This is a genomic window from Roseateles cavernae (genome assembly GCF_040187885.1).
GTDB lineage: Bacteria > Pseudomonadota > Gammaproteobacteria > Burkholderiales > Burkholderiaceae_C > Roseateles_E > Roseateles_E cavernae.
Window position 1 is genome coordinate 1036409 of sequence record NZ_JBDPLH010000001.1, and the last position, 16035, is coordinate 1052443.

Here is a 16035-nt window from a genome sequence, read left to right on the forward strand (position 1 = left end):
TCAGTGGCCGCCGATCAGGCTGGCAATGCGCTCGTCGGACAAGCGCATCGGCATCGCCTGGGCTGACAGCAGGGCGACGACCGAATGCTCGTCGCGGGCGCTGTCGCGCGTGACCGGGCTCAGGCGCGGTTCGCCGGAGGCATTGGTCAGCGCGGCCACCATCGGGCGGTAGGCCTTGTCGCCGTTGCGCACGACGATGCCGATCTCGCCCGAGGCCAGCTTGACGACGCTGCCCGGCGGGAAGATGCCGAAGGCCTTGATCAGCGCGGCGGCAAGCGGGCTCTGGGCCGCCATCTGATGCAGCTCGCGGCCGGCCTGCTGGGCGCTCATCGCCGGCCGGTTGGCGCGGCTGGACAGGCGGGCCGTGTAGACATCGGCAAAGCGCAGCATCTCGGCCAGCTCGCTGATGTCGGTCGCGCCGTTCGGATAGCCGGAGCCGTCGGCCAGCTCATGGTGCTTGAGCACGGCCTCGATCCAGTCGGTGTCGGTGATGCCGGCCTCGCGGAGCATCTCGGCGCTGCGGGTCGGGTGCTCGTTGATGGCCTCGCGCTGCTTGGCCGTCAGCGGCGAGACCTGGGTCGACAGCCGGGCCTGCAGCTCGATCATCGCCACATTCATCGTCAGCGCGGCCTGGAAGGCGCGGCGCTGCTCGGCCACGGTCCAGCCCAGATAGCGTGCGGCCGCCTGGCAGGCGGTGGCGGCATGGATCGAGTGGCTGACGCCGTAGTGGCCGGCGCCGGCCTCGGGCTGGCGCACCACCTGGGACAGGGCCACATCGGGCGAGCATTCGATCAGCGACAGCAGCAGATCGGTGGTGCTGTGGATGGCGCCCGCCAGCTGTGCGATTGGCGCACCGAGCGCCTGCCGGACATCGCGGCTGCCGCGGTCCCAGTCGGTCGGCAGCCGCGCCAGCCGCTGCGCCGGGGTCTCGCGGCGCAGCGGCTGCACCGCCTCGGCCAGCTCCTGGACCTCGACCAGCGCGCCGCGCTCGAACAGCTCCTGCAGCTGCGCCTCGTTGCCTATCACCTGCCCGCGTGCCAGCAGCAGCATGCGGCTGGCATCGCGCACGCTGAACGGCAGCGGCTGGCCGAGCACGATGCGGTTCTTGACGGAAGAGAGCGAGCAGACGCGCATGGGGTGTGGACAAAGCAAGGCCCGCCGGGATGCGGGCCTGAATTGCTGGGTCACACTCTACATCGGCTCGGCCCCTCCAGAACTTGAGCACCGGGCGCTACAGCCTTACACCGCTCAATGCCAGCCAGTAGTCCGAAACCCAGTGGCTGTGCTCGGGCTTTGCAACGGGTGCACTCGCGGCCTGCTGACGCAGGGCTTGCAGCAGCCCTGCCTTGCTCAAACATCCTCTGTCGGCGAGCAGCCCGGCCAGCCGTCGCGCCACCACAGGCGCTGCCAGCGAGGTGCCACGGCGGGTCGGTGCGCCGGCCTCCGGGTCGGGCGCCATCGGGCGCGGTGAGAAGAAGCCGACCCGGCCCACACTCCGCTCGTTCGAGCCACGCTTGAACAAGGCGGGCCCGCAGAGATCGGGGCCGCGCCGCTGCCCGGCGCTGGCATCCGGTCGGCCAGCGGCGCTGTCTTCACATAGGCTGTAAATCCCGCTCTCCAAATCGTAGGCGTAGCCGCCCACCACCACCGCATGACGACTCCAGGCCAGGCTGCTCAAGGTCCGGTCCCGGCTGATCAGACCCGCCGATGTCTTTTCTGCGCGAAACGACAGGTGGCGACGCTGCTGGGTATTGCCGGTACCCACTCCATCATCGCGCGCGACCCAGGCGTCCACCGCGATCGGAACCGGTGCCTGGCTGATCACCGCGATGCGCCAGCGCCCGTAGGGATTGGCCGGCCAGCCATCGCCGGGGCCGGCCAGGCCCTGCGCCAGCCCGACCCAGGCCTGGATACCGCTGAGGCCATTGGGCCCGCCTCCGGGGGGCGAGACATAGAGCATCGCGATTGGCGCATTGGCGGGCTCGCGGCGCATCACGCGCACGGCGGTGCCGGCCAAGGATGCGGCCACGGACACAGAGTTTCCATTCACTGGACCAAGCTCGAAGCTCAGCAGCTCGGCATGGATGGAGTCGAACTGGGCCCAAAGCTCGACGAAGTTGGAGCTTTCGTCGGCCCGCTCCACATCGATGAACAACTCCTCCCGGCTCTGCCCGCCCGCAGGCGCCGCCGGCAGCACAAAGCTCGCGTGGGCGCCGACCTCTCGGCTATTGCCCGCTGCGACGACCACGGTCAGGCGTCCGGCCTCACGCTCGATCAGGTCGTCAATGGCCCGGTCCAGCATGGCACTGCTGTCGTGCGGACCGCTGTGGCCGCCAAGACTGACGGTGACAATGACCGGCGCTTGCGCAGGGGCCTCGTCGAGGATGTAGTGCAGCGCATCCAGCACATAGACGTTCAGCCAGTTGCCATGGGTGTTGTCGAAGGCGCTGCGCGGCACCTGGACAGCCACGATGGGGAACTCGCTGGCGGCATCCGGCGCCTGGGTCAGCGGGTCGAGACGGCCGGCCATCAGCGCCAGCACATGGGTGCCATGGGTCCAGTCCTCCCACGGCTGGTCCAGGGATTTGTAGACGCGCGCCTCGTTGCCATCGCGGGCCAGGTCCAGCAGGCAGCGGTCGATCGCGCTCTGGCTCAGGCGGCGCCCATAGCCCATGCGTGCGGGCCGTTCCCAATCGCCCACCGGCAATGTGTCAGATTGGTCCCAGAGGCTTTGGATGCGGCTGTAGCCCTGCGCATCACGAAACTGCTGATGCAGGAAACCGATACGGTCATCGATGATGGCCAGCACCGGCTGGCCGGTCTTGTCGCTGCTGTTCTTGCTCATTGCTAGAGCACCTCCAGCCCGCCGACCGTGCGTCCCGGCAGCCGCAGATTGCCCTGGGCCGCACCCGCAAGCCGTCGGGCCGTGAAGAAGACGGCTTCGCCCGCATAGACCTGCGGTACCTGCCAGGCCGCTGCCTCGGCCACAGCCGGCGTCAGCGTCGACCCCGCTTCACACAGCAGTTGCAAGGGGCTGGCAAGCGCCGGCTGCTGCAAGCGCCACAGCACCCAGGGATCCTCGCTCAGGCACTTCAGCGCCACCGGCATTTCCACCCATTCGTAGTTAGGCATCGCGCGCTCCCGGGCTCAATAGCCCCACTCGGCACGCGCGGCCTTCCACAGCCATTGCAACTGCAGGTTGACCGGAGGGCTCAGAGCTTCTCCCAAGGCGTGATAAAGCCCGGTCTGCGCACTGGCCGGCCCGGCGACTTCCATTACGGTGTTGTCGATGTCGCCCTGGCCATCAAAAGCACAGGGCTGCACACTCAGGGCTCCGGTACACAGCGCCACCATATGCGCGCCCAGCGTCTCGCCGAGAATCTGCCCGGCAATGCTGTCGATACGGTAGTGCACACCCGCGACCACTCGATTCGCCGCCACGCGCTGCGCCAGCATGCGCAGCGCGTGGCCGTAGTCGGTGGATTCATGGCCCGGCGTGTCCGACAGCAGATGGGCCAGCAGGGTCGACACCGTCGAACTCTCGGTCGCATGGCCGCTGGGCAGGCTGCCATGGGCGGGGGTCAGGATGGTCGGGTGGCAGAGGCTGTTCAACTCGTAGGGGCGCGGGCAGGCCAGCGCGTGCTTGACGCGCAGTACCACATTGCTGCCCAGTTCCAGCGCCAGCTGCACCAGTTCGAGGGTCTTGGGCGTGCGGTCCGGATGCAGCGGGATGATGGCGCTCCAGAACGAGAAGGCGGGGGTGATCTGGCTGAGCACCTCGTTGAGTCGCATCTTCACCGCATCGGTTTTGATCAGTTTTTCCCGCTCCTCAATCGTGCTTAGAGCCTGTTTTCGAAACTCGTCCAGCGAGGGCCGCACGATGCGCACCAGCGGCTGACCCTGCCAGCGCAGCTCGAAATATGGCCGACCGCTGGTCTCCCCGGCGGCAAAGCTCAGATCGCCGGTCACCTCCCAGCCCAGCACCTTATGGCGGATCTCCGGCTGCCAGCGTGCCAGTGAGGCAGGCTCATCCAGTGTGGCCGGCAGCAGCGGCCTGCCCGGGCCATAGGCGCCGATGGCCAACTCCTTCAGGCTGGTCTTGATGGCATCCCGGCTCAGATCCAGGCCGCAGCCCAGCACCGTATTCGCCAGCGTCCCGGCATAGCCCGGATAGCCGTTGACGACCGCCGGGATGGTGCCTGTTGTGCCCGTTGTCCCGGTGGTGCCGGTGGTTCCCGTCGTGCCCGTGGTTCCGGTCAGTGCGCTCATGTTTGCTCCCTTGAATTCAGAAAGGCTGCCTCGGTCAATGCGGAACACCCGCCATCGCCAGGGCCTCGGCCAGACGATCCACCTGCGCCTGCCGCTGGCCCGGATAACGGGCGCGGAAGGCGGTGATCGTCAGGCCCGGCTCGATGCGCAACAACTCCAGCGCATTGGCTCGCGCGGCCTCGACTTGTCCGTCCAGCGCCTGCGCCATCACCAGCGCGCGCAGGGTCGAGGCATGCTGGCGATTGCCGCGCAGCGAGCGCAAGCCATAGTCGATGGCCCCGGCATAGTCGCCGGCCAGCAGCTTGGTCAGCGAAATGAAGTGATCGAAGTAGTAGCGCATCGGATCGAGCGGCGACAGGCGCTGCGCATGCAGGGCCGACTCCACCGCCAGATCATGCTGTTCCCGGTAGCCCAGCATCGCCGAGCGATAAAGCCAGGCCAGGCTTTCATTCGGGTTGGCCTGCAGAGCCTGCTCGTAGCGCCGCTCGGCCGTCGCGAAGTCCTTGCGCACATAGCCGGTCACGAAGCCGTCGAGGGCCAGACTGGGGGCATGATCGGGCGCAAGGTCCAGCGCACTGGAGGTTTGCCAAAGCGCGCGCTGACCGTCCTCCTTGGGATCCGGTGACCAGCCCTGCCCGAGCCGCATCACATGCCATTTGCCCAACCAGGCTTTCGGCACCGGCGAGCGGGGGTGGCGCTCGCAGAGATGGTCGAGCATCTCGCGCGCACGATTGAAGTCATCCAGCGAGAGGCGATGCAGCAGACCGATCGCACCGAACAGCAGTGCGTAGCTTTCCAGCGTCGGGAGCACCGCAGTGCAGGCTCGCTCCGCCTCACGACCGACCAGCGCCCTGGAGATTTGCGCCGACAGCTTAGCAAAGACCGCCGCCTGCCCGCTGAGCACCGCCGCGATGTCGACGCTGGCGGACTCGGCCCAGACGATCCGCTGCGACGGCGCGTCCATTAGTTCGACATGCAGGCGGACCAGATCGCCACTGCGTGCGCAGCTGCCCTGCACCAAGAACCTGGCACCCAGCAGCTTGGCCAGCGACTGAATCGTCTGATTGCTGCGGCGACCCAGGCCCATGGTCGACAGCTTGGAAATCACGGACAGGTAGGGGACTTTCGAGAGGCAGGTCAGCAACTCTTCGGCCACCAATTCGCCGAGCAGCGCGTCGGTCCCGCCGGGGGCCAGGGATTTGAATGGCAGGACGGCGACACCCACCTCCAGGCCTTGAGTCGTTGTCGACGCCGGCGCGCTCGGTGTGATGGTGTTCGAGAGACGCCAGGTTCGGATCGGCTCGGGCAGGTTCTTTACCCAGCACTCGCCGATATCCTCCAGGTCGGCATCCAGTCCGTCACGCAGATGCTCTCTGACCGCCATGGATATGGCCGTGCCGCCGGGCTTGGCCAGCGAAGTCAGCCGGGCTGCAAGGTTGACTCCGCTGCCATAGATGTCGTCATGATCCCTGACCACCTCGCACAGATTCACCCCGATGCGCAGCTGCAGGCAGTCGGTCGCCACGCGGTCCAGGTTGAAGCCCTGCATCGAGCGATGCATGTCCTGGGCGGCGGCAACTCCGGCGAGCACCTCATCGAACTCCAGCAACATCCCGTCGCCAAGACTCTTCACCATGCGCCCCTGGTGGGCGGGCAAGACCTGACTCCGGACCTCATGCACGAACCGCCGCCAGCGGTCGATGACATCGGCCTCGTTGGCCTGCATCAAGCGCACTGATTCGACGACATCCACCACCACAATGGTTTTGGTGGCTCGAACCAGTTCGGGCCAACCCTCTCCCTGTGAGTCGGTGGTGCTCATCGTGACCGCACAATCTGTTACCTTCATCCCCATTCTGGGGGACGGGTGTTCGGGTCGGGCAGGGGTTTGCGAGAACCTAGTTCTAGGGAAGGGTCAGGTCTTCCCGGGGCCATGGCAGGCACAGGCCTCGCCATGGGCGGCCGCCACCAGCTCTTCCAGGATGCCGCAGCCATGGGCGTCGTGATCGGCGTCGCAGCGCGCCTTCAGCGCCACCAGCTGCTTCTCCAGCGCCTGCATGCTGGCCAGGCGCGCCCGCACCTTGGCCAGTTGCGCCTCGACCAGGCCGTCGACGCTGGCGAGCTGGGCCGGGTCCTGGCTGTGCACACTGGCCAGCAGCAGGGTCACATCGGCCAGCGACATGTCCAGCGCCCGGCAGTGGCGGATGAAGGCCAGGCGCTCCAGATGCGGCTGCGCATAGTCGCGATAGCCGTTGGCGCTGCGCGCCGGGCCGGGCAGCAGGCCGCTCTTCTCGTAGAAGCGGATGGTCTCGATATCGACCCCGGTGGCCTGGCTGAGTGCTCCGATGCGCATGGCGGCTGGTCCTTTCGCAGCCAGCATAGCGTGACTGTGGAGCCGCTACAGGCTTGCCGGCCAGTCCTTTTGGGGCCGGGTCGATAAAGACGGGGACAGGATTGGCGGAACAACGGGTGCCGGGTCGCGCCATCCGCCTCTAAACTCGGCCGCTGCATCGAGGGTCCGAGCATGAGTCTGTGCAACCGACATCGAACCGCGGCAACCGCCACACCACACACCCGGCCGGGCCGCAAGGCTCTGGGCTCATGAGCGGCCCTGCGGCCGGGCCGCCCCAGTCACTGCAGGCGCTGCAGGCGGCCATCGCGACGCTGGAGTCGCAGCGCGCCTTGCTGGGCGATGCCGTCGTTGATGTCGCGGTGGCCGGCCTGCAGGTTCAAGCACAGGCCTTGCAGGCTGCCGGCTCCGAGCCGACGCAGAGCCAGGCGCTGCGCCTGGTCAGCATCCTGTTCCTGGATGTGGTGGGCTCCACCGCGCTGGGCCAGCGACTCGACCCGGAAGAGATCCATGCGGTGATGGATGGTGCGATGGCACGCTTCACCGCCGTGGTGCAGGCCCATGGCGGCCGGGTCCTGCAGTACGCGGGCGACAACCTGCTGGCCGGCTTCGGCGCCGACGAGGTGCGGGAAGACGATGCCGAGCGTGCCCTGCGCTGCGGCCTGGCGCTGCTGACCGCCGGCCGCGGCGTGGCGCAGCAGGTGCTGGACGCGCACGGCCACCACGGCTTTGACGTGCGGGTCGGCATTCATTCCGGCCAGGTGCTGCTGGGCGGAGGCGTCGATGCCGAGGGCACGATACGCGGCAGCGCGGTCAATATTGCCGCGCGCATGGAGCAGTGCGCGCCGCCCGGGGGCCTGCTGATCAGTCTGGACACCTACCGGCTGGTGCAGGACCGCTTCGATGTGCAGCAGGGCCAGGCCTTGCACATCAAGGGTGTCGACGCGCCGATGCTCACCTTTCGGGTCGAGCGCGAGCGCCCGCGCAGCGCGCAGCAGCTGCGGCATGGCCTGGATGCCGTCAACGCCGGCCTGGTGGGGCGCGACGCCGATCTGGCAGAGATGCGGGCCGCGCTGGCCGCCGTGCAGACCGGGCGGACCCAGCGGCAAATCACCGTCATCGGCGATGCCGGTCTGGGCAAGACGCGCCTGCTGGCCGAGTTCGAGGCGGGCCTTTCGACCCAGGGCGGCCCCTTGCACGCCAGCGCCCATCCGCAGGGGCTGCATCAGCCCTACGGCGTGATCCGGGATCTGCTGTTCCGCTGTTTCGATGTGCAGGACAGCGACCCCTTGGCGCTGGCCCAGGCCAAGCTGGCTGACGGCCTGGCGCCGCTGTTCGGCGAGCGGGCCGATGAACAGACCGCGCTGCTGGGCCAGCTGATCGGGCTGGACTACCAGGCCAGCCCCTTCATCGCCGGCATCCTGCAGGACGGTCGGCAGCTGCGGGCGCGCGCCCTGCATGCCTGGATCGAGTTCCTGCGCCTGTCCTGCGCGCGGCTGCCGCCGCCTGCCGTGCTGGTGCTGATGCTGGACGATCTGCACTGGGCCGATGAGGGCTCGCTCGATGCCATCGAGCAGCTGTGCGCCGTCGGTGGCGAGCTGCCGCTGCTGCTGCTGTGCGCCGCACGGCCCGAGCTGCTGGAGCGGCGGCCCGACTGGGCTGAGACCTGGCCGGCGTGCACCCGCCTGGCGCTGGCACCGCTGGATCTGACGGACCGCCAGACGCTGGCGCGCTCCCTGCTGCGCCAACTGGGTGAGCCGGCGGGCGCCGCCGCACAGCAGCTGCAAACGCTGCTGATCGAGCGCACCGACGGCAACCCCTTCCATATGGAGGCGCTGCTGCAGATGCTGGTGGACCAGGGCGAGCTGGACATCTCCGCCACGCCTTGGCGGCTCGCCGCCGGAGGCCTGCAGCGCCTGCAGGTGCCCACCACGTTGGTGGGCGTGCTGCAGGCCCGGCTGGATGCGCTGCTGATGCCGCAGCGGCGCGCGTTGCAGCAGGCCAGCGTGATCGGCGCCGTGTTCTGGGACGAGGCCCTGGCCGCGCTCGACGGCCATGCACCGGCAGCGCTGGGCGCGCTGAGCCAGCGCGGGCTGGTGCTGCCTCAGGACGGTGGCGCCTTCGCCGATGCGATGGAGTTTGCCTTCCGGCACCATCTGCTGCATGACGTCACCTACGGCACCGTGCTCAAGCATGACCGGCGCGAGCAACACCGCTGCGCCGCGCTGTGGCTCGAGGCGCGCAGCGCGGGGCGCGGGGCGGAGTTCGCCGGCCTGATCGCCGAGCATTTCGAGCGCGCCGGCCTCCCTGACCGTGCCGCCGAACACTGGGCCCGGGCGGCCCAGCAAGCGGTGGCCCGCCATGCCGACAGCGCGGCGTTGGCTCATGCCTGCCGCGCGCTGGCGCTGGATGCCGGCGCTGACCCGCAGCGGCGCTTCGCGATGCTGCGCGTGTGCACCCATGCGTGGTCGCGCCGCGGCGATGAGGCCGAGTATGAGCAGGCCGTCGCGGCGCTGGAAGCCGAGGCGGACGCGCAGGATGACGCGGTGCTGCGCCTGATTGCCGCGCAGCATCGCATGCACCGCCTGTGCCAGAACGGCGACTACGAGCCGGCCCATGCCCTGGGCCTGAGCCGCCTGGCTGCGGCCGGTGAGCGGGCTCCGGCCGAGGCGGCCAAGGTGCACAGCACCTTGATCATGGCGCTGGGCCGCCAAGGTCGCCATCAGGAGGCGCGCCTGCATGCGCAGGCCGCGTTGACCCTCGCGCGTGCCTGCGAAGACAGCTATACCGAGGCGTCCGTGCTGAACAATCTGAGCGTCGGCTATGCGGCCGAACGCCTTTTTCAGCAGGCTTTCGCCAGTGGCGAGCAGGCGCTGGCCAAATACCGGAGCATCGGCAGCCGCTACGGCGAGGCCATCGCCTTGCTGAATCTGGCCTTCGCCGCTCAGCAGTGCGGCCTGGTGGAACAGTCCCGCGAGCAGCTTTGCCAGCTGCTGCAGCTCTGCGATGCCATTGATCACCGGCAGATCGGTGCGCAGGCGCGCTGCAATCTGGCCGGCGTGCTGGTCGAACTGGGGCAGGCGCCACAAGCGCTGGACCATGCGCTCGACGGCGTCCGCATGGCAGAGGGAATCGGCGACCGCTATATCCAATGCACCGGCCATGACGCCGCTTTTCAGGCTTGCTATCTGCTGGGTCGCTGGCGCGAGGCCGTCGAGCATGGCCGGCTGGCGCAGGCCGGCCTGGCGGCCAGTGGTGAGCCGGCGCAAGCGCTGGCCTGCGAAGCCGGCGTCGCCTGCGCCTTGCAGAAGGCCGGTGACGACAGCGGCGCACGGGCCGGCGTCGAGGCCGTGCTGGCCACTGTGGCCGGCCGCGGCGGCTGGCAGGACGACGAGGCGGACGCCGCCATCTGGTGCGCCCGCGTACTGGCGCTGCAGCAGGACCCGCGAGCCGCGGTGACCTTGGCTGCCGCCCGACGCGGGCTGATCGCGCAGGCGGCGATCTTCGAGGATCCGATCGAACGTGCGCAGTTCCTGCAAGCGACGGCCCTGCGCCGCGAGCTGCAGCTGACCTGACACGGCCGTTCACGCCACGATGCCGAGAGTAAGCCCGGCATAGGCCGGACTCTTTTCTGTGGCATCGTCCCGGCCTATGAGCGAGATCCGTGCCCTGCTGCTGACCGATGTGGTGGACAGCACCCACCTGTCCACCCTGCTGGGTGACCATGACATGGCCCAGCTGTGGGCCGCACACGACCGCGTGGCGCGCGATCTGCTGCCGCTGCATGGCGGCCGTGAGATCGACAAGACCGACGGCATGCTGCTGCTGTTCGAGCAGGCCGGCCAGGCGCTGGCCTATGCCCGCGCCTATCACGCGGCGCTGGCCGGCCTGCACATCCCGCTGAAGGCGCGTGCCGGCCTGCATGTGGGGCCGGTGATCCTGCGCGAGAACGCTCACGACGATGTGGCGCGCGGTGCCAAGCCGCTGGAGGTCGAGGGCCTGGCCAAGCCGACCGCAGCGCGCGTGATGGCGCTGGCCCAGGGCGGCCAGACCCTGCTGAGCGCCGAGGCGCGGCAGGCGCTGGGCGAGATCGTCGCCGGCCGCGTGCAGTCGCATGGCCACTGGCTGATGAAGGGCGTGGCCGAGCCGCTGGAGCTGTTCGAGGTCGCGGTGGCGGACGGGGCGCCGTTTGCCGCGCTGCCCGATGGCGACAAGAGCTACCGCGTTGCCCGGGTCGGTGAGCGCTGGCTGCCGATCCGGCAGATCCCGAACAACCTGCCGGAGCAGCTGAACTCCTTCATCGGCCGTGAGCGCGAGCTGGGCGAGATCAAGCAGCGCCTGCAGCAGACCCGCTTGCTGACCTTGCTGGGCATGGGCGGTCTGGGCAAGACGCGGCTGTCGCTGCAGGTCGCCGACGAGCTGCGCGCCGAGTTCCCCGATGGCGTCTGGTTCCTCGACTTGGCGCCGCTGCGCGATGGCGCCCTGGTGCTGGCCGAGGCGGCCCAGGTGCTGGGTGTGCGCGAGGAGCCGGGCCGGCCGCTGCTGCAGACGCTGAGCGCGCACCTGAAGACGCGCCGCGCGCTGATCGTGATGGACAACTGCGAGCACCTGCTGCCGGCCTGCGCCAGCCTGGCCCATGCGCTGCTGAAGACCGCGCCCGATGTGCGCCTGCTGGCCTCCAGCCGCGAGGCGCTGCATGTGCCGGGCGAGCAGGCTTATCCGGTCCAGCCCCTGCCGCTGCCGGGGCGTGCTGCCGGTATCGCGGAGCTGGCGGCCTCGACGGCGGTGCGCCTGTTCGTCGCGCGGGCCCAGGCCCACAAGTTCGGCTTCGAGCTGACGCCCGATCAGGCGCCGGCGATCGCCGAGCTGGTGACGCGGCTGGAGGGCATCCCGCTGGCGCTGGAGTTGGCGGCGGCGCGCGTGCGCCTGCTGAGCGTGGCCGACATCAACAAGCGCCTGGGCGACCGCTACAAGCTGCTGACCGGCGGCGACCGCGTGCTGCAGCAGCGCCAGCAGACGCTGCGCGCGCTGGTCGACTGGTCGCACGAGCTGCTGGGCGAGCCGGAGCAGCAGCTGTTCCGCCGCCTGGGCGTGTTTGCCGGCGGCTTCGACCTGGCCGCCGCCGAGCAGGTCTGCGCGCAGGCGCCGCTGGACAGCCTGGACGTGCTGGATCTGCTGGGTTCGCTGGTCGAGAAGTCGCTGGTGCTGATGGACACGGCGCCCGACGGCGCGCGCTATCGGCTGCTGGAGACTCTGCGCGAGTACGCGCGCGAGAAGCTGGTGCAGGCCGGCGAGGAGGCGCTGCTTGGCGCCGCGCATTGCCAGCACTTCTTCGGCGTGGCCAAGCAGATCCGCAACGGCATGCAGGGGCCGGAGCAGGGGCGCTGGGCTGGCTGCGGCGACAACGAACTGGACAACCTGCGTGCCGCTTTCCAGTTCGCACTGAACGCATCCGACGACACGGTATTTGTGGCGGTGAAGATCGCTGTCGCCTTGCAGAACTTCTGGATACTGCGCGGCCATGTCGGTGAGGCGAGGGCGCAACTGCATGTACTGCTGGCGGTGCCGGCGGTGCGAGACGCGGCCTTGTTCCATTCGCATGCGCTCTACGTTGCGGCCTGCCTGGCCGACGCGCAGAGCGACCATGATGAGGCGCTGCGGCTGCTCGCCATCAGTCTGGAACTGCGCCGTCAGCTCGGCAACCCGGTCGACATTGCCGCAACCTTGTCCACGATGGCGGTATCGCGGCTGCGATCCGGGGACGCGGTGAGCGCGCTGGATGCGGGCCTGGAAGCGCTGGCACTGTTTGCCACGAACGGCCACCGCATCGGCGAAGGCATCGCCTTGCTACAGCTGGGCCAGATCGAGGCTTTTCGCGGTGAGGAAGAGCAGGCGCGTCGGCATTTGCAGGCGGCCTTGGCCCTGGCTCGCGAGCTGGCGCACCCCGAGACCGAAGCCGATGTCGAGGCCTTGCTGGGCCAGCTGGCACTGGCTGCCAGTGGCACGGAGGTGGCGGGCCGGCATTTCGAGCGCGCGCTGCAGATCTGCCGGGCGGCCGCAGACTTGCGTGGCCAGGCCAATGCTCTGGGCTGGCAGGGCCGGCTGGATTTGCTGGGCGAACAGACCGGGTCGGCCGCTGCCAAGCTGGGTGAGGCCCTGGCCGCCTTTGCCGCCTTCGAGATGCGCGAGCATCTGCTGGCCTGCCTGGAGGACCATGTCGAGCTGGCCCGGCAGCTGGGATGCGGGGATGGGGCGTTGCGGCTGGCGGCGGCGGCTGAACAGCTGCGCGCCAATGCTCAGCTGAAACGCTCGGCCGTTGTCCAGCAGCGCTGGACGGCGTTGCTGCAGGATCTGCGCGGCAACGCAGGCCCGGCCTTCGACGCGCTGTGGCAGCAGGGTCAAACCTGGAGTACCGAGCAGGCCCTGCGCCAGGCGCAGGCGCTGACGGCCGCTCCCAACTGCCGATAGCCGAGGGCTCAGCGCCGGCTGCGGCGGCGCTGCCGCGAGGCCAACGCTGCGGCACCCAGGGCGAGGCCACTGAGCAGCAGCGTTGCCGGCTCGGGTACCTGGTTATTGGCATCGGTGCGCGTCAGGACGATCCCGCCGTTCTCGCGTGTGATGCGGTAGCCCACATCGCGGCCGCTGGCATCGACGCCGAGCTTGCTCTGGCCCAGGTCGTCGCTGTGGAAGACCGTGATCTCAATGCCCTCGGTGCCGGCAAAGCCCAGCAGATTGACACAGGGGGCACCGCAGCTCTCGCCCACGGCAATCGTGGGCATGTAGTAGTTGCCAATGCTCATCAGATCGAAATACTTGCCCGGCGCGACGGCGCCGCCGACGAAGTCGTTGAAATAGCCGGTACCGACGGTGTTCAGGCCGATGACGAAGCCATCCAGCACCCACAGGAAGTTGCTGCTCAAGGCCAGATTGACGGTCTCGAGATTGGCTGGGTTGGCGGTTTCGTAGATATTGAAGTCGAAGTTCACCGCCACCGGGCCGCCGCAACTCGCCACCGCGTTCACCAGCACCAGCCCCGCAGCATTGCCGGCACAGCTGTCGGCGACATTGAAGCTGAAGGCGCCGCTGTAGGACACGCCAGGCAGCACGGCGCCGAAGGCGGGATCGAGATTGCCGGTCACGTAGCCCGCTTGTGCGGCGCCGAGCGCGCCCAGCCCCAGGCCCAATGCCAAGGCTGCGCGTGCCAATCCCTTGCTGATCTTGTTTGTTCTCATGCTTCTTTCCCCTGGTGGCACGCGATGCAAGCGGCCGGATGCCGGTTGGCCCGGTGCCTGTGCCGAAATGGCAGCATGTCGGGCTGCTGTGCGTGGGGATACGTGCACGCAAGAGCAATGCCTGACCCCACGAGTACGCGCCGGAGGCCGGTGCGGCAGGGGTTTTGCTGCCAGAGGGTCAAGTCTTGCGTGACTGCGATGTCAACAAATCCGACATCGGGATTTCCCGCGGCCGACCGCGCTCAGAACAGCGCCGTCACCCTGACCGTGCCATCCATGTGCTCGGCCTTGACCTGGCTGGCGCCCTGCCTGGCCAGGCGGATCATGTGCTCGTTGCTCGGCAGGATTTCGGCGACGAAGCCCAGCACGCCGGCGGCCCGGGCATGGGCGGCCAGATGGTGCTGCAGCTGGGCGCCCAGGCCCGTGCCCTGCCAGTCGGGGTGGACGATGAAGGCGGTCTCGGCCAGATTGGTGCTTGGGTCCAGCACATAGAGCGCATGGGCGACGACCTGCGGGTCCTCGCGGGGGCCGGTGACGGCCACCAGGGCCACCTCGGTCTCCCAGTTCACATTGCACAGGCGCTGCACATCGGCGATCGACAGGCCGCGGATCCGGCGGAAGAAGCGGGTGTAGACATCGCGCTCGGGCATGCGGTGGAACAGCGCGCGCACCGCGTCGCCGTCGGCCGCACCGGCCGGGCGCAGCAAGACCTGGCGCCGGTCCTTCAGCGTGATCTGAGCCTCCTCCTCGACCGCATAGGCGCGCAGATTGCGCAGCTGCTGCTCGGCCGGCAGATAGCCCAGGGCCTTGGCCTGCTCCAGCAGCGCCGCGCGGTGCTCGGGATGGGCGATCTGTATCAGCGCCACGGCACGCTCGCGGATGCTCTTGCCGAACAGATAGGCGATGCCGTACTCGGTGATCACGTAGTGCACATCGCTGCGCGCGATCGCGACGCCCTCGCCGGCCTGCAGCATGCCGCGGATCCGGGACGTCTTGCCGTCCTCGTCGGTCGAGGCCAGGCAGATGATGGCCTTGCCGCCGACCGAGCGCGAGGCGCCCTGCAGGAACTCGGCCTGGGCCGCCAGGCCGCCGTAGAAATCACCGCCGAACTGGTCGGCGCAGACCTGGCCCGTCAGGTCCACCGCGAAGGCCTGGGTCACCGACACCATCTTGTGCTGCCTTGCGATGGTCCAGGCGTCGCAGACCGCATCGATCGGCTGGAAGCTGAACAGCGGGTTGCGGTCGATCAGCTCGTACAGGCGCTCAGAGCCCATCGCGAAGCTGCAGACGATCTTGCCGACCTGGTGGCTCTTCTTCTTGCCGGTCAGGATGCCGCGCTCCAGCAGCGGGATGATGGCGTCGGTGATGACGTCGGAGTGGATGCCCAGGTCCTGGCGATCGCTGAGGTACTTCAAGGCCTCGTTGCTGAAGCGGCCCAGGCCGATCTGCAGGGTCGAGCCGTCATCGATGATGCTGCCGATGTAGCGGGCGATGCTCTCGACCACGGCGCCCGGCTGGGCCGGATGCCGGTACTCGATCACCGGCGTGTCGACCGGCACCAGATGGTCGATCTCACCGATGTGCAGCATCGAGTCGCCCAGCGTGCGCGGCATCTGCGGATTGAGCTCGGCGATCACCAGGCGGGCGCGCGCCACGGCCGCCGGGATCACATCGACCGACAGGCCCAGGCTGACATAGCCGAACTCGTCGGGCAGCGAGACCTGGATCAGCGCCACATCGACCGGGATGCGGCCGATCGCCATCAGCTGGGGCACACGGGCCAGCGAGATCGGCACATAGTCGGCCAGGCCCTGGCGTACCGCGGCGCGCATGTCCTGGCCGACGAAGAAGCTGCGGTGCCGAAAGCGCGTCTGCGGCTGGCCGGCCGCATCGTGGGCGAGCGCATGGTCGGTCAGGAAGTGCAGCAGCTCGACATCGGCCGGCGTCGGCCGGTGCGCCTCCAGCGCCGCCACCAGGCTGCGCGGTGTCGCGCAGGCGGTGCCGACGAAGACGTGCTCGCCAGCGCGAATATGGGCCACCGCCTCGGCGGCGCTGCAGATCTTGTCGGCGCAGGCCTGCAGGCGTGGATCCAGCGCGGCGGGCGCGTCGGCGCCGGCCGGGCGGCGCTCGCTCCAGCGGGCGACCAGACGTTGCAGCAGGGTGCGTGCTTGGTTCATGGCGATC

At 68.9% G+C, this 16035-nt stretch carries 10 protein-coding genes; 2 read left to right on the plus strand and 8 right to left on the minus strand.

Translation table 11 applies throughout. The features are described from left to right. From ABGI63_RS04960 to ABGI63_RS04985, 6 genes are all read right to left on the minus strand, one after another. On the minus strand, window positions 1-1134 hold the full coding sequence (locus ABGI63_RS04960; RefSeq protein ID WP_349741331.1) for an HD-GYP domain-containing protein: 1134 nt from the start codon (window positions 1132-1134) through the stop codon (window positions 1-3). Between the two features lie 97 nt (window positions 1135-1231). Further along, window positions 1232-2845, minus strand: coding sequence for a S8 family serine peptidase (locus ABGI63_RS04965; protein WP_349741332.1), 1614 nt, complete (start codon window positions 2843-2845; stop codon window positions 1232-1234). A 2-nt stretch (window positions 2846-2847) separates the two neighbouring features. Next, window positions 2848-3132, minus strand: coding sequence for a hypothetical protein (locus ABGI63_RS04970; protein WP_349741333.1), 285 nt, complete (start codon window positions 3130-3132; stop codon window positions 2848-2850). 15 nt (window positions 3133-3147) lie between these two features. Continuing rightward, entirely contained in the window at window positions 3148-4269 is a 1122-nt protein-coding gene (locus ABGI63_RS04975) for a phosphatase PAP2 family protein (RefSeq protein WP_349741334.1), read from the minus strand. Between the two features lie 34 nt (window positions 4270-4303). Beyond that, the gene (locus ABGI63_RS04980) at window positions 4304-6091 is read right to left on the minus strand and encodes an adenylate/guanylate cyclase domain-containing protein (RefSeq protein WP_349741335.1); all 1788 of its coding nucleotides are present in this window, start codon (window positions 6089-6091) and stop codon (window positions 4304-4306) included. A 93-nt stretch (window positions 6092-6184) separates the two neighbouring features. Then, window positions 6185-6622, minus strand: a complete 438-nt coding sequence (locus ABGI63_RS04985) for a Cd(II)/Pb(II)-responsive transcriptional regulator (RefSeq protein ID WP_349741336.1) — start codon at window positions 6620-6622, stop codon at window positions 6185-6187. 248 nt (window positions 6623-6870) lie between these two features. Between ABGI63_RS04985 and ABGI63_RS04990 the strand changes: the two genes are divergently transcribed. Both ABGI63_RS04990 and ABGI63_RS04995 read left to right on the plus strand, forming a co-directional pair. Continuing rightward, window positions 6871-10194 (plus strand): ATP-binding protein, encoded by a 3324-nt coding sequence (locus ABGI63_RS04990; protein WP_349741337.1) that lies wholly within the window; start codon window positions 6871-6873, stop codon window positions 10192-10194. Window positions 10195-10270: 76 nt separating this feature from the next. Next, the gene (locus ABGI63_RS04995; RefSeq protein ID WP_349741338.1) at window positions 10271-13087 is read left to right on the plus strand and encodes a winged helix-turn-helix domain-containing protein; all 2817 of its coding nucleotides are present in this window, start codon (window positions 10271-10273) and stop codon (window positions 13085-13087) included. Between the two features lie 8 nt (window positions 13088-13095). Here the strand turns inward: ABGI63_RS04995 and ABGI63_RS05000 are convergent, their stop codons facing one another. After that, window positions 13096-13851: a PEP-CTERM sorting domain-containing protein gene (locus ABGI63_RS05000; protein WP_349741339.1), complete on the minus strand. Its 756-nt coding sequence runs from the start codon at window positions 13849-13851 to the stop codon at window positions 13096-13098. A 242-nt stretch (window positions 13852-14093) separates the two neighbouring features. Next, on the minus strand, window positions 14094-16028 hold the full coding sequence (locus ABGI63_RS05005; protein WP_349741340.1) for a GNAT family N-acetyltransferase: 1935 nt from the start codon (window positions 16026-16028) through the stop codon (window positions 14094-14096). Window positions 16029-16035: the final 7 nt, after the last annotated feature.

Coding starts and splice junctions, on each gene's coding strand:
- ABGI63_RS04960 (WP_349741331.1), bottom strand. CDS start 1,134: ATGCGCGTCTGCTCGCTCTCTTCCGTCAAGAACCGCATCGTGCTCGGC.
- ABGI63_RS04965 (WP_349741332.1), bottom strand. CDS start 2,845: ATGAGCAAGAACAGCAGCGACAAGACCGGCCAGCCGGTGCTGGCCATC.
- ABGI63_RS04970 (WP_349741333.1), bottom strand. CDS start 3,132: ATGCCTAACTACGAATGGGTGGAAATGCCGGTGGCGCTGAAGTGCCTG.
- ABGI63_RS04975 (WP_349741334.1), bottom strand. CDS start 4,269: ATGAGCGCACTGACCGGAACCACGGGCACGACGGGAACCACCGGCACC.
- ABGI63_RS04980 (WP_349741335.1), bottom strand. CDS start 6,091: ATGAGCACCACCGACTCACAGGGAGAGGGTTGGCCCGAACTGGTTCGA.
- ABGI63_RS04985 (WP_349741336.1), bottom strand. CDS start 6,622: ATGCGCATCGGAGCACTCAGCCAGGCCACCGGGGTCGATATCGAGACC.
- ABGI63_RS04990 (WP_349741337.1), top strand. CDS start 6,871: ATGAGCGGCCCTGCGGCCGGGCCGCCCCAGTCACTGCAGGCGCTGCAG.
- ABGI63_RS04995 (WP_349741338.1), top strand. CDS start 10,271: ATGAGCGAGATCCGTGCCCTGCTGCTGACCGATGTGGTGGACAGCACC.
- ABGI63_RS05000 (WP_349741339.1), bottom strand. CDS start 13,851: ATGAGAACAAACAAGATCAGCAAGGGATTGGCACGCGCAGCCTTGGCA.
- ABGI63_RS05005 (WP_349741340.1), bottom strand. CDS start 16,028: ATGAACCAAGCACGCACCCTGCTGCAACGTCTGGTCGCCCGCTGGAGC.